The organism is Patescibacteria group bacterium (assembly GCA_016784145.1).
Lineage (GTDB): Bacteria > Patescibacteriota > Patescibacteriia > UBA2591 > UBA6264 > BS150m-G65.
Window position 1 is genome coordinate 133,496 of record JADHVF010000002.1, and the last position, 14,108, is coordinate 147,603.

A 14,108-nucleotide genomic window follows, 5' to 3' on the forward strand; every position below is an offset into this window, starting at 1 on the left:
TTTATGGTTTTTTTATTTTTTATCATTAGTTTTTGTGTAGCTATTTTTTTATTTCCTATTGTCAAAAAAATTGCAATTAAAAATAAAATAATCGATCTACCATCACGATCTAAGCGGAAAATTCATAATCAACCAATGCCATTATTAGGTGGTTTTATCATTTTTATTTCATTTTTTGCTGTCTTGTTATTAGCAATTAATTTTAATGTTTTACAACCAGAGTCATTTAAAATAAAGCATCTAATTGCTTTATTTTTAGCTGGGTTAATTTTGATGGTTGGCGGATTTTTAGATGACAAATATAATCTACGCCCAATTTATCAAATTATTTGGCCGATAATTGCTATTTTAGTTTTTATTATTAGCGGTGTTGGTATTGAATATATTAATAATCCATTTGGTCCAGGATATTTGTATTTAGATAAATATAAAATAGAGGTTATTAATTTAAATGGAATCCCTTACTATTTTACTCCATTAGCAGATATAATAACTTTTGTTTGGTTAATATTATTAATGTATTCTACAAAATTACTTGATGGATTAGATGGGCTTGTTTCAGGAATAAGCTTGATTGGCTTGCTTGGGATTATTGGACTCTGTTTTTTTACTAAATTTTATCAACCAGACATTGGATTAATAGCAGTGATATTGTCGGGAGCATTTGCAGGGTTTTTAATTTTTAATTTTCACCCTGCTAAAATTTTTTTAGGAGAAGGGGGGAGTTTGTTTGCTGGTTTTATTTTAGGGGCTTTGGCAATAATTTCAGGTAGTAAAATAGCTACAACGTTTTTAATTCTTGGATTAGCTGTTTTTGATTTATTGGGAGTATTTTTTCAAAGAATTTTTAAATATCACAAATCGCCGTTTTCAGGAGATAAAATACATTTACATTTTCGATTATTAGACATAGGATTTTCACACAAACAAGCAGTATTTTTTTATTGGTTAATTGCTTTATTTTTTACTTTACCAGTATTATTTTTTCAAACAAAAGGGAAAATTATAACATTGGTGATTTTTTCTTTTTTTTATATATTTTTAATTCTTTTTTTAAACAAAAAAATAATTAAATTGACAAACAAGCAATAAATATATATAAATATATATAAATAGATAAAAATAAATATATGACAGAAAAACAAGAACAAATAATTTTTTTTGGTAAGACAAATTATAGAGATATAAATAAAAAGTTTGGTATTAAAAAAATTGATAGAACACGTCATATGTATCTAATAGGCAAAACAGGAACAGGGAAATCAACGGTGTTAGAAAATATGATTTATCAAGATATTCAAATGGGGAATGGAGTAGGTGTTGTTGACCCTCATGGAGATTTGGCTGAAAGAGTGCTTGATTTTGTGCCGGGTTCAAGAATTAATGATGTTGTTTATTTTAATCCGTCTGATATTGAATATCCATTTGCTTTTAATGTTCTAGAGAGAGTAGGAGAGGAACATCGTCATTTGATTGCTTCGGGATTGGTTGGTGTTTTTAAAAAAATATGGGCTGATTCATGGGGGCCAAGGTTAGAATATGTTTTAAGAAATGCTGTTTTAGCGCTGTTAGAATATCCAGGCAGTACGCTACTGGGAATTATGAGAATATTGGTTGATAAGGATTTTAGAGAAAAAGTTGTATCCAGATTAACAGACCCGGTTGTTAAGTCATTTTGGACTAATGAATATCCAAGATATCCAGAAAAAATAAGAACAGAAGCAATTTTGCCTATTCAAAATAAAGTCGGGCAATTTTTATCTACTTCATTAATAAGGAACATTGTTGGACAGGTGAAATCAAAGATAAATTTAAGAGAAATAATGGATGAAAAAAAAATATTAATAATGAATTTGTCAAAAGGGAGAATTGGGGAAGATGCCTCGGCTTTACTAGGAGCAATGATGATTACAAAGATTCAATTAGCAGCCATGAGTAGAGTTGATATTTTAGAAAAAGAAAGGAAAAATTTTTATCTTTATGTAGATGAATTTCAAAATTTTGTAACAGAAGCATTTGCTGACATTCTCTCAGAGGCAAGAAAATATCATTTAAATTTGATTATCGCACATCAATATATTGGTCAATTGATTGCTGAACAAACAAGCAAGGTAAGAGATGCAGTTTTTGGAAATGTGGGCACAATTGTATCTTTTAGGATAGGAGCAGAAGACGCAGTGTTTTTGTCTAGAGAGTTTTTGCCTAGATTTGAAGAAACTGACTTAGTTGATTTGGATAAATACAATACATATATAAAATTAATGATTGACGGGATTACATCAGAGCCATTTTCAGCAATTACATTGCCTCCTTTAGCAGAGTCAAAAGGGAATAGTGACAAGGTTATTGCCCTTTCAAGAGAAAGATATGCTGAGCCGAGAAAAATTGTTGAAGACAAAATAGCTCGCTGGAGTGGAACAGATGAACAAGGACAAGCTCCTAGAGATGAAAGAGTAATTAAGTATGAGTCAAAGTGTAATAAGTGCAAGGTTGATGTTTTTGTTCCTTTTGTCCCAGATGGAGTTCGTCCAGTGTATTGTAAAAAATGTTTAAAAGAAACCAAAAAAACCAAATAATGAAATCTCAAGAGATACGAAAACAATTTTTATTATTTTTTAAAAACAAAGAGCATAAAGTGGTTTCTTCTGCTTCGTTAGTTCCAGCAGACCCTACTGCTCTTTTTACTTCTGCAGGCATGCAGCAATTTATTCCTTATTTAAGTGGTCAGATTGCCTCTCCATACAAAAGAGCTTGCTCTATTCAAAAATGTTTTAGAACATCTGACATTGATGAAGTTGGTGATGATTTTCACCATACTTTTTTTGAGATGTTAGGAAATTGGTCTTTTAATGATTATTTTAAAGAGGAAATTATTAATTGGTCATTAGAATTTTTAACAGAGCATCTTAATTTAAGCAAAGATAGATTGTGGGTCTCAGTTTTCAAAGGAACACCAGAGGTTTTAAAAGATAAACAAGCAATTGATATTTGGGAGAAAGCTGGTATTGCTAAAAATAAAATTAAACAATTGGGAATGAAGGATAATTTTTGGGGACCAGTAACTCAAACAGGGCCTTGTGGTCCTTGTTCAGAAATCTATTATGATAAAGGAGAAAATTTCAAGACTCAAACATGTGATACAAAAAAATGCGGATTAAATTGTAAATGTGGCAGATTTGTAGAAATATGGAATTTAGTTTTTATGCAATATAATAAAACAAGTGATAAAACTTTTCTTAAATTGCCAGGAAAAAATATTGATACAGGGGCTGGGCTAGAAAGAATTGCATCAATTATTCAAAATAAAAAGACAAATTACGAGACAGATTTATTTATGCCAATAATTGACACTATTAATAATTTAGGCAATTTTGAATTAAATAAAATTACTAATAAAGCTTCAAGAATAATTGCTGATCATTTAAGAGCAACTTGTTTTTTAATATCAGATGGGGTTTTGCCATCAAAAGAAGATAGGGGGTATGTGTTAAGAAAATTAATTAGAAGAACAATGAGACATTCAAGAAACCTTAATACAGACAATGATTTTTTAATTAATATATCAACCAAAATAATAGATGTTTACAAGGAATCGTATCCAGAATTATTGCAAAATAAAAATAATATTTTAACCATTATTCAAACAGAGCAAGAAAAATTTTCCAAAACATTAGCACAAGGCTTAAAAAAATTTAATCAACTGGCATTTAATATTAAAAAAATAAATCAAAAGGTTATTAATGGAAAAGATATTTTTCATCTATACGACACTTATGGATTTCCTTTTGAATTAACACAAGAAATGGCAGTAGAACAGGGGCTAAAAGTAAGTAAAAGTGATTTTAATAAAGAATTTGTTAAACATAAGCAAATATCTCGAGTAGGGGCAATTAAGAAATTTGGAGGAGTCGGGCAATGGGGGAAGAAAGTTGCTGCTCTTCATACAGCCACTCATTTATTGCATCAGGCATTAAGGGATGTTTTAGGGGAACATGTTCAACAGGCAGGATCAGACTTAACTCTTGAAAGATTAAGATTTGACTTTACTCATGCTAGCAAATTGACACCAGAAAAAATAGCTAAGATTGAAAATATTGTTAATGCTAAAATTAAAAAAGGAATAAGGATATGTATAGAAAATATGTCATATGATGATGCTATTAAGTTGGGTGCCTTGGCTTTTTTTAAGGAAAAATATCCTAAGCAAGTAAGTGTTTATTCAGTTGGAAATTATTCAAAAGAAGTTTGTGCTGGGCCACATGTTAAAAACACTAAAGAAATTGGGACATTTAAGATTATAAAAGAAACATCGTCAGGAGCAGGAATTAGAAGAATAAAAGCAATTATACAAAATTAAATATGTACAAAGTTAAGCTTGAACAATTTCAGGGGCCATTTCATCTATTGCTTAAGTTAATTGAAAAACAGGAAATGGATGTTAGTGAAATTTCTTTAGCAAAAGTATTAGATGAATTTTTATATTACATTGAATCATCAAATCAAATAGAATCTAAAGAATTGATTGATTTTTTAGAGATAGCTTCAAGAATAATTTTATTAAAATCAAGATTGTTGGTTTTGCCAGGAAATGAATATGATGATTTAGAGGGAGATGATAATCTTATAAATAGAATTAAAATTTATCAAAAATTTGCTTCTGCTTCTAAGCAAGTATTTGAATTATTGGCTAGCTCAAATCATTCTTTTTCTAGAAAAAGAATTCCTTTAAATATGTCTAAAGATTATTCTGTTGACTTAAAGATAACTCCTAAAATTATTCATAAAACTTGGCAAAACATTGTTAAAGAAATTTTAAAATATAAACAAGCAACCAAAGTAATAAAAATAAAAACAATCTCTTTAAGAAAAAAAATAAATGAGCTTCTTTTGCTTGTAAAACAAAAAGAAAAAATTATTTTTAATAATATAATTAATAGAAAAAAAACAGAGGAAAAAATAGTAATATTTTTAGCAATGTTAGAGCTTGTAAAAAAAGAGCAAATAAAAATAAGCCAAGCAGAGCTATTTGGTGAAATTATTATAAGAAAAAAATGAAAGAATTAAAATCAATTATTGAGTGTTTACTTTTTATTGCTAATCGTCCTTTGGACAAGAAAGATTTAATAAAAATTACAGGAAAAGAAAAAAAAGATGTGTCTCAAGCATTGAAAGAACTAACACAGGATTATCAAAATGAAGAAAAAGGGATTAGAATAATTCATAGCAATAAACAGTGGCAAATGACTACGGATCCAAAGCATGGGTCTATTGTTCAAAGATTTTTAAAGACAGAAGTGAATGAAGAGCTTACGCCAGCATCTTTAGAAACATTATCAATAATTGCTTATAGGGGGCCAATCAAAAAACAAGACTTAGAGGAGATAAGAGGCGTAAATTGCACGATTATTTTAAGAAATCTTTTAATTAAAGGACTAATTATTGAAAAAAAACCGGATAATTATAAAAATAATGATAATGAATTATCTTATAATGTAAGTTTAGAATTTGTTAAATATTTAGGAATTAAAGACATAGAAGATTTGCCAAACTTTAAAGAGCTTAATAGAGGTATTCCATTATCTTTATTAATTGATGATGATAAATAATATAAGCATGCTTAAATCAAAATTAAAAAAAATTTTACCAAAACAATTTTTAATGTTTTATCACTGGGCATTAGCATATTTATCAGCTTTTATCTATAAATGGCCTAGTCAAAAAATGATTGTGATTGGAGTAACAGGCACAGCTGGAAAATCAACTGTAGTTAATATTATTTCTAAAATATTAGAACAAGCAGAATTTAAAACAGGTTTTGCTACAACTTTTAATTTTAAAATTGGAAATAAAGAATGGAGAAATAATCAAAAGATGACCATGCTGGGGCGCTTTGCTTTACAAAAGTTATTAAAAAAAATGGTAGATGACAATTGTGAATATGCAATTATTGAAACAACCTCTGAGGGAATTAAACAATATAGACATCTCGGGATTAATTATGATTTTGTTGTTTTTACAAATTTAGCAAAAGAACATATTGAATCTCATGGGAGTTTTGAAAAATATAGGCAAGCCAAGCAAAAACTTTTTAAACATATTACTAAAAATAAAATTAAAAAAATTAATAATAAAAAAATCGCTAAAACAATTATTGTTAATTTAGATGATAAGTATAGTGATTATTTTTTAAAATTTAATGTTAATAAAAAATATGGGTATAGTCTTAAAAGGGCTAAAGATAAAAACATATCCATATCTCAATCGGATTTGATAGGACAATCTAACCAGCAAATTAAAATTTTAACAGCCAGCAATTTAATAGCCAGTAAAAATGGTACAGAATTTAGTATTAATAATATTAATTTTAGAATCAATTTATTAGGAGAGTTTAATGTTTATAATGTATTAAGTGCTACTTGTGTGGGACTTGGTTGTGGTATTGATTTAAAAACTTGCCAGCAAGCAGTTGCCAAGATAAATAAAGTGGCTGGCAGAATGGAGATAGTTAATAAAAATCCGCTTATTATTGTTGATTATGCTCATACGCCTGATTCTTTAGAGAAAGTTTATAAATCAATTAAAAATAATTTTGATAATAAATTAATTTGTGTTTTTGGTTCAGCTGGCGGAGGAAGAGATAAATGGAAAAGGCCTGTTTTAGCTAACATTGCTGAAAAATATTGTGACCATTTAATAGTTACAAACGAGGATCCTTATGATGAAGACCCCGAGCAAATTATTGATGAAATAATTTCAGGGATAAGTAAGCAAAAAGTAGTTAAAATTATTGATAGGGAAGAAGCTATTAACAAGGCAATTAATTTAGCTCAACCAGAAGACATTATAGTTATTACTGGCAAGGGATCAGAATCATTAATAATGGGAGCCAAAGGAGAGAAAGTACAATGGGATGATAGAGAAGTAGTTAGAAAATTGTTAGTCAAGAAGTAAAATTACTTGTGGAGTAAATGTGGATAACTTTTTTGTTTTGTGTAAAAAATCAAGTTTTTTTTATTGACAAAATAAAATTTTTTTGTTATTATAAATACACTTTGCACTTATTTTATTATTTTTTTAGCAGTTTTAGCTATTTTTTTAAATGAAAGAGACAAAGAAAACTTTTTTTTCAAATAAAAATTCAAATATTTTTTTGCCAGATTTAATAAGCATCCAAAAAGAGTCGTATTCACGATTTTTAAATCAAGGATTAAAAGAATTATTAAAAGAATTCTCTCCAGTAAAAGATTTAATAGGGGATGCTTTTGAATTATATTTTGTAAGCCTGTCTGTTGATGAGCCAAGGTTTGACGAAATAACTACTAAAAATAAAAATTTAACATACGAAGCTCCCTTAACAGTAAAGGTTCGTTTATTAAATAAAAAAACAGGTAAAAAAATAACACAAAAAGTCCATTTTGGAGATATGCCCTTGATGACAGATCAAGGGACTTTTATTATTAATGGGATTGAAAGAGTTGTTGTGCAGCAGCTTGTTCGATCGCCTGGAGTATTTTTTTCAAGTAAATTAATCAAAGGGCGATTTTTTTATGGTGCAAAAATTATTCCAGACAGAGGGGCTTGGCTTGAATTTGAGACAGATTTTCGCAATGTTCTCTGGGCAAGAATAGATAGACAAAGGAAAACATCAGTGACAGCTCTTTTAAGAGTGTTTGGAATAAAAACAGATAAGGAAATTATTGATATTTTTAAAAAATTAGCTAAAAGAGATAAATTAGAAGAGAGCTTGGTGCTTGATTATATAAAAGCAGCCATGGAAAAAGACCCATCAACAACAGAAGAAGAAGGGCTAATAGAGGTTTACCGTAAAATTAGACCTGGAGACATGGCCACGGTTGATAATGCTCGTTCTTTAATTTATGCCATGTTCTTTAATCATAATAGATATGACATGAGTAAGGTTGGTAGATTTAAAATGAATAGTCGATTAGAGATTGATACTAAAATAAAAGAAAGAACAATCAGACAAGAAGATCTGATTGAAATTATTTTTGAAATAATAAAATTTAATATAACACAAATGCCATCAGATGACATTGACCATCTTTTTAATAGAAGAATAAGAGCAGTTGGAGAATTGGTTCAAAATAGAATGAGAGTAGGCATGCTTAGATTACAAAGAATTATCAAAGATAGAATGAGCAGTATTACAGAATCAAAAAAAATTATTCCAGGTCAACTTATAAACATAAGGCCAGTTTCGGGAATTATTAGAGAATTTTTTATGTCTTCACAATTATCTCAGTTCATGGACCAGGTAAATGTATTATCAGAATTAGAACATAAAAGAAGATTAACTGTTGTTGGTCCTGGTGGATTAAACAAAGATCGAGCTGGAGCAGAGGTTCGTGATGTGCATAAAACTTACTATGGAAAAATATGTCCAATTCAAACCCCAGAAGGCCCAAGCGTTGGTTTAGTTGGCCAATTGACTTGTTATGCTAGAGTTAATGAATATGGGTTTATAGAATCGCCATATAGAAAAGTAAAAAATGGGAAATTAACAGAAGAAATTGTTTATCTTAATGCTTATGAAGAAGAAAAATACATTTTGGCTCCGTTTTTTACTAAGATTGATAAAAATGGAAAAATACAGATAAAACAAGTTGAAGCCAGGGTTTATGGGAGGCCCACTTTTGCGAATTATAAAGACGTTGAGTTTATTGACATTGCTCCTAATCAAATAATTAGTGTTGGCACATCTCTTATTCCTTTTTTAGAGCATGATGATGGTGTGCGAGCTTTGATGGGGACAAATATGCAAAGACAGGCAGTCCCTTTGTTTAAGCCAGAATCTCCTGTTATTGGAACTGGTATTGAGGGTAAAATTGCTAGTGACTCAGGCTATTTAATTGAATCTGAAGCAAAAGGCAAGGTAAAAAAAGTAAGCGGGGATTATATTGAAGTTGTTTATGCTGGCAATAAAACAAAAAAATATCATTTAAATAAATATAGACGGTCAAATTTTGATACTTGCTTTGACCAGCATCCAGTGGCATTTAAAAATCAAAAATTAGATAAAGGAGACATTTTAGCAGAAGGGTCTTCAATAGAAGATGGGAAACTAGCTCTTGGGAGTAATTTTTTGGTTGCTTTTATGTCATGGGAAGGAAGCAATTATGAAGATGCTATTTGCATCTCTTCTAGGTTGATGAAAAACGATAAATTGACTTCATTGCATATTGCTCAGCATGTAATTGATATTAGGGAAACAAAATTTGGTCCAGAGGTCACTACTAGAGATATTCCAAATGTTAGTGAAGAAAAGTTAGCGAATCTCGATCAAGAAGGAATAATTAGACAAGGAGCAGAGGTCAAGCCAGGAGATATTTTAATCGGGAAAATAACTCCAAGAGGAGAGACTGAATTAAGCGCAGAAGAAAAATTATTAAGGGCGATTTTTGGAGAAAAAGCTCAAGATGTTCGAGATTCTTCTCTTTATTTAAAACACGGAGAATCTGGGAAGGTTATTAATATAAAAATTTTTTCAAGAGAAAATGGTGATAAATTAGGTCCGGGGATTGTAAAATCAATTCAAATTTTAGTTCTTAGTTTAAGAAAAATTCAAGTAGGAGATAAATTAGCTGGCAGACACGGAAATAAAGGGGTTGTTTCAAGAATTGTCTCAGAAGAAGATATGCCGTATTTGTTAGAAAATGGTCAACCAGTTGACATTATTCTTAATCCTCTAGGAATTGTTTCAAGAATGAATTTAGGGCAAGTACTGGAAACACATTTAGGATTGGCTGCTAATAAATTAGGAAAAAAAATAATCACGCCTGCATTGAATGGCCTGACAGAAGACGAGATAGGAAAAAAATTAAACGAAGCCGGTTATAGTAAAACAGGGAAAATGAAACTTTGTGATGGCCGAACAGGTAAATTATTCCAGAACCCAGTAACAGTTGGAATAGCTTATATGTTAAAATTAAATCATTTGGTTGAAAATAAAATACATCAACGTTCAATAGGACCATATTCTTTAATTACTCAACAACCATTAGGAGGAAAAGCTCAATTTGGCGGGCAAAGATTTGGAGAAATGGAAGTTTGGGCGTTAGAAGGATATGGAGCATCTTATAATTTACAAGAAATGCTTACAGTTAAATCAGATGATGTAACTGGTAGGACAAAAGCATATGAATCAATTATAAATGGTAAACCAGTGACAGAAATTAATATACCAGAATCATTTAGTGTTTTAGTTCGTGAGCTTAAGGGGCTTGGATTAAATGTAGAAATGTTTAGAAATAAAAGAAATATTAATTTTGGATATTCAAAAAAAATAAATAAATAAAATATGCCTACTCCCTCAACAATTGGTACCATAAGTTTACAATCAACAAGCAAATTAAAATCTTTTGATTTTGATTCTATTGGATTAAGCATTGCTTCATCAGAAGAAGTGTTGTCTTGGTCTTATGGAGAAGTACTAAAACCAGAAACCATCAATTATAGAAGCAGAAAACCAGAAAGAGATGGTTTGTTTTGTCAAAAAATTTTTGGACCTGTTAAAGATTGGCAATGTGCTTGTGGAAAGTATAAAAAATTAAGATACAAGGGTATTGTTTGTGATCGTTGCGGAGTTGAAATAACCAGACGTCTAGTTAGAAGAAAAAGATTTGGACACATAAGTTTAGTAGCTCCAGTAGCTCATATTTGGTTTTTAAGAGGCATGCCATCAAAAATAGGTTTAATTCTAGGAATGACCATTCAGTCACTTGAAAAGGTGGTTTATTTTGCTAATTTTATTATCACAGATGTTAAAGAAGAATTAAAAGAAATTTTTTTAAAAGATTTATTAAAAGAATATCAAGATAAAAAGAAAGAAATCAAACAAGATTTTAAAATTAATTCTGATGAATATTTTAATAGACTAGAACAATTAACAAGTAATTATAAATCAGCTAAAAATGAAATTTTAAAAATTAAAAGAAAAAATTTATTAACAGAAGTAGAATACAGAGATTTTTCTTTAAAATATGGACACATTTTTGAAGCAGATATTGGAGCAGAATCAATTTTAAGTTTACTAGCTACTACTGACTTGAATAAGTTATTTAGAAAATTAAAAAAAGAAGAAGATAAAACAAGAAATCCTTTGGCTAAGAAAAAAATTGCCAGAAGAGCCAGATATGTTCAAGATTTTATTAAGAATAAAATCAGTCCGGCAAATATGATTTTAAATGTAATCCCGGTTATTCCTCCGGAGCTAAGGCCATTAGTGCCTCTAGATGGAGGGAGGTTTGCTTCTTCTGACTTAAATGACTTGTATCGTAGAGTTATAAATCGCAACAATAGATTGAAACGACTTTATGAACTTCGTTCTCCCGAAGTAATTTTAAGAAACGAAAAAAGAATGCTTCAAGAAGCAGTTGATGCTTTGTTTGATAATAATATGAGGGCAGGCAAAACAACTATTGCTTCCACGGGGCAAAAAAGACCATTAAAATCTTTAGCAGATATACTAAAAGGCAAACAAGGGAGATTTAGAAAGAATTTATTAGGGAAAAGAGTAGATTATTCAGGCAGGTCAGTAATTGTAGTCGGCCCAAAATTAAAACTCCATCAATGTGGGTTGCCAAAAATAATGGCTATTGAACTTTTTAAGCCATTTGTTGCTTCTAAACTAATTGAAAAAGAGGTGGTTCATAATGTAAAAAGTGCTAATAGATTAATAGAAGATGGTCAAGATATTGTTTGGGATATATTAGAAGAGGTAACTAAAAAATCATATGTTCTTTTAAATAGAGCTCCGACACTTCATCGTTTAGGGATTCAAGCATTTCAGCCAGTATTAATAGAAGGCAAGGCAATTCAAATTCATCCTTTGGTTTGTGCTGCTTTTAATGCGGATTTTGACGGAGATCAGATGGCTGTTTATTTGCCTATTACTGCCAAAGGACAAACAGAAGCAAAAGAAATAATGCTTTCAACAAAAAATATCTTAAAACCAGCTGATGGCAAGCCAGTTGTTGCTCCAACCCAAGATATAGTTTGGGGAGCATATCATATGACTTTTATTAGAAAAACAAAAACAAAAGAAAAAATGTATTTTAGTAGTATGGATGAAGCAATTTTGGCTCATGAGGCAAACAAAATAGATATTCAAGACAGAATTAATATTAAGGTTGATAAAAAAATAATTAAAACAAGTTTGGGCAGGTTAATTTTTAATTCTACTCTGCCAAAAGGATTTTATGATTTGAAAAACCCAATCAGAAAGAAGGATTTAAAAGAAATCATTGTTAAAATTTATGAACAACACGGAGAAGATTTAACAGTAGAAACTTTAGATAAAATCAAAAAAACAGCTATTTTTTTTCTTACACTTTCAGGTCTTTCATGGGGAATGGATGACTTGCCAGTCATTCCTGAAAAAGAAAAAATAATAAAATTATCTGAAAAAGAAATAGTAAAAATACAGTCAGAATATGATGAGGGGTTGCTTTCAGAAGAGGAAAGATATTTAAAAAGTATTGATGTCTGGTTAAAAACAAAAGATGAAATAACAGATATTGTTGTGCAGACAAAAAAAGATTATGGGCCAGCTTTTTCAATGGTTCAATCAGGAGCAAGAGGCTCGTGGGTTCAATTATCACAAATGTTTGGCATGAGAGGGATTGTCTCTTCTCCTTCTGGTCGCTTAATAGAATTGCCAATTAAATCTTCTTTTAAAGAAGGATTTAGTGTTTTAGAGTTTTTTATCTCTACTCATGGTTCAAGGAAAGGAACAGCAGATACAGCTTTAAGAACAGCCGAAGCAGGATATTTAACTAGAAGAATGGTTGATGTTGCTCAAGATATTGTTGTATCAGAAGAGAAGTGTAGTGATAAGCAAGGATATAGAATTAGCAGTGAAGATAATAAAGAGGTTGGAGAAACATGGGAAGAAAGATTAACTGGCAGAACAGCTGCCCGGGATATAATTAACCTTAAAACGAAAAAAGTTATTGTTAAAACAGGAGAAATAATAGGGACAGAACAAGCCCAGACAATAGCAAAAATAGATCCAGAAGAAGTTTTCATATATTCTCTTCTTACTTGTAAATTAAATAAAGGAGTTTGTGCTAGGTGTTATGGAAATGATTTGGCTTACAATAAAAAAGTCAAACAAGGAACTCCGGTTGGGATTATAGCAGCTCAAAGCATTGGTGAGCCTGGCACTCAATTAACTTTGAGAACTTTTCATACTGGAGGAGTGGCTGGAGAGGATATTACTCAAGGATTGCCAAGAGTTGAAGAAATATTTGAAACAAGAGCTCCTAAAAAGAAAGCTATTATATCTAATTATAATGGGACTGTTAGAATTAAAGATGAAAATAATTCCTCTAAGAAGATAGTGATTCAATACAAGGAATCACAAAAAGATGAACATAAAATTGATGATAATTGGAAATTAAAAGTAACTAATAAAGATAAAGTCTCAAAAGGAGATATTTTGGCAACATTTAAAAATAAGCAGATTAAAGCGATTAATAAAGGGGAAATAGAGTTAAATGTCAAAGATAAAATCAATGTTATTTATAACTCAATAAAAGAAGAGGAATATGAAGTAGGCGGATACAGAGTATTAGTAAAAGACAAAGAAAAAATAAACAAAGGACAGCTTTTAACCGATGGCAATCTTGACTTAAAAGAAGTTTATAAATTAAAAGGAAAATTAGAAGTTGAAAAGTATATTTTTAGGGAAATTCAATACATTTATTCATCTCAAGGGCAAAAATTAAACGATAAACATATAGAGATAATAATTAAACAGATGTTTTCAAGGGTCAGGATTATAGATGCTGGTGATACAGAATTTTTAATCGGAGAAATAGTCTCCAAGAGTAATTTAGCAGAGGTTAATGATCAAATGAAAGCCAAGAAAAAAGCCCCGGCCAAGGCAAAAGAATTATTAACAGGAATAACAAAAGTTTCTTTATCAACTGATAGTTGGCTTTCATCGGCTTCATTTCAGCAAACATCAAGAGTTTTGATAGATGCTGCCATTAGTCAAAAAGTAGACAATCTAAAAGGATTGAAAGAAAATGTTATTATCGGGCGATTAATACCAGTTGGCACAGGATATAAAACAAAAAAATAAT

General features: G+C 30.1%; 8 protein-coding genes. All 8 read left to right on the plus strand.

The annotated features are described in order from the left end of the window. Window positions 1-3 precede the first annotated feature (3 nt). The 8 genes from ISS06_01880 (at window position 4) to rpoC (ending at window position 14,107) form a co-directional block, all read left to right on the plus strand. Window positions 4-1,092, plus strand: coding sequence for an undecaprenyl/decaprenyl-phosphate alpha-N-acetylglucosaminyl 1-phosphate transferase (locus tag ISS06_01880; GenBank protein MBL7053929.1), 1,089 nt, complete (start codon window positions 4-6; stop codon window positions 1,090-1,092). A gap of 38 nt (window positions 1,093-1,130) precedes the next feature. Next, window positions 1,131-2,576: a type IV secretion system DNA-binding domain-containing protein gene (locus ISS06_01885; GenBank protein MBL7053930.1), complete on the plus strand. Its 1,446-nt coding sequence runs from the start codon at window positions 1,131-1,133 to the stop codon at window positions 2,574-2,576. Then, a complete protein-coding gene (locus tag ISS06_01890; GenBank protein MBL7053931.1) occupies window positions 2,576-4,357 on the plus strand; it encodes an alanine--tRNA ligase in 1,782 nt (593 codons plus the stop codon). The genes ISS06_01885 and ISS06_01890 overlap by 1 nt, the downstream gene beginning before the upstream one ends. 2 nt (window positions 4,358-4,359) lie before the next feature. Beyond that, window positions 4,360-5,055, plus strand: a complete 696-nt coding sequence (locus ISS06_01895; protein MBL7053932.1) for a segregation/condensation protein A — start codon at window positions 4,360-4,362, stop codon at window positions 5,053-5,055. Next, window positions 5,052-5,606 carry an SMC-Scp complex subunit ScpB gene (gene scpB / locus ISS06_01900; protein MBL7053933.1) on the plus strand — a complete coding sequence of 185 codons (555 nt, stop codon included), beginning with the start codon at window positions 5,052-5,054 and terminating at the stop codon, window positions 5,604-5,606. Before ISS06_01895 ends, scpB begins: the two co-directional genes overlap by 4 nt. A gap of 7 nt (window positions 5,607-5,613) precedes the next feature. Then, window positions 5,614-6,951 carry a UDP-N-acetylmuramoyl-L-alanyl-D-glutamate--2,6-diaminopimelate ligase gene (locus tag ISS06_01905; protein ID MBL7053934.1) on the plus strand — a complete coding sequence of 446 codons (1,338 nt, stop codon included), beginning with the start codon at window positions 5,614-5,616 and terminating at the stop codon, window positions 6,949-6,951. A gap of 148 nt (window positions 6,952-7,099) precedes the next feature. Beyond that, a complete protein-coding gene (locus ISS06_01910; protein ID MBL7053935.1) occupies window positions 7,100-10,315 on the plus strand; it encodes a DNA-directed RNA polymerase subunit beta in 3,216 nt (1,071 codons plus the stop codon). A gap of 3 nt (window positions 10,316-10,318) precedes the next feature. Further along, the gene (gene rpoC / locus ISS06_01915; protein ID MBL7053936.1) at window positions 10,319-14,107 is read left to right on the plus strand and encodes a DNA-directed RNA polymerase subunit beta'; all 3,789 of its coding nucleotides are present in this window, start codon (window positions 10,319-10,321) and stop codon (window positions 14,105-14,107) included. The last annotated feature ends 1 nt before the right edge of the window (window position 14,108 follow it).

Bases quoted from the DNA above. Each gene is read 5' to 3' on its own strand.
- ISS06_01880 (MBL7053929.1), top strand. From the start codon at position 4: ATGGTTTTTTTATTTTTTATCATTAGTTTTTGTGTAGCTATTTTTTTA.
- ISS06_01885 (MBL7053930.1), top strand. From the start codon at position 1,131: ATGACAGAAAAACAAGAACAAATAATTTTTTTTGGTAAGACAAATTAT.
- ISS06_01890 (MBL7053931.1), top strand. From the start codon at position 2,576: ATGAAATCTCAAGAGATACGAAAACAATTTTTATTATTTTTTAAAAAC.
- ISS06_01895 (MBL7053932.1), top strand. From the start codon at position 4,360: ATGTACAAAGTTAAGCTTGAACAATTTCAGGGGCCATTTCATCTATTG.
- scpB (MBL7053933.1), top strand. From the start codon at position 5,052: ATGAAAGAATTAAAATCAATTATTGAGTGTTTACTTTTTATTGCTAAT.
- ISS06_01905 (MBL7053934.1), top strand. From the start codon at position 5,614: ATGCTTAAATCAAAATTAAAAAAAATTTTACCAAAACAATTTTTAATG.
- ISS06_01910 (MBL7053935.1), top strand. From the start codon at position 7,100: ATGAAAGAGACAAAGAAAACTTTTTTTTCAAATAAAAATTCAAATATT.
- rpoC (MBL7053936.1), top strand. From the start codon at position 10,319: ATGCCTACTCCCTCAACAATTGGTACCATAAGTTTACAATCAACAAGC.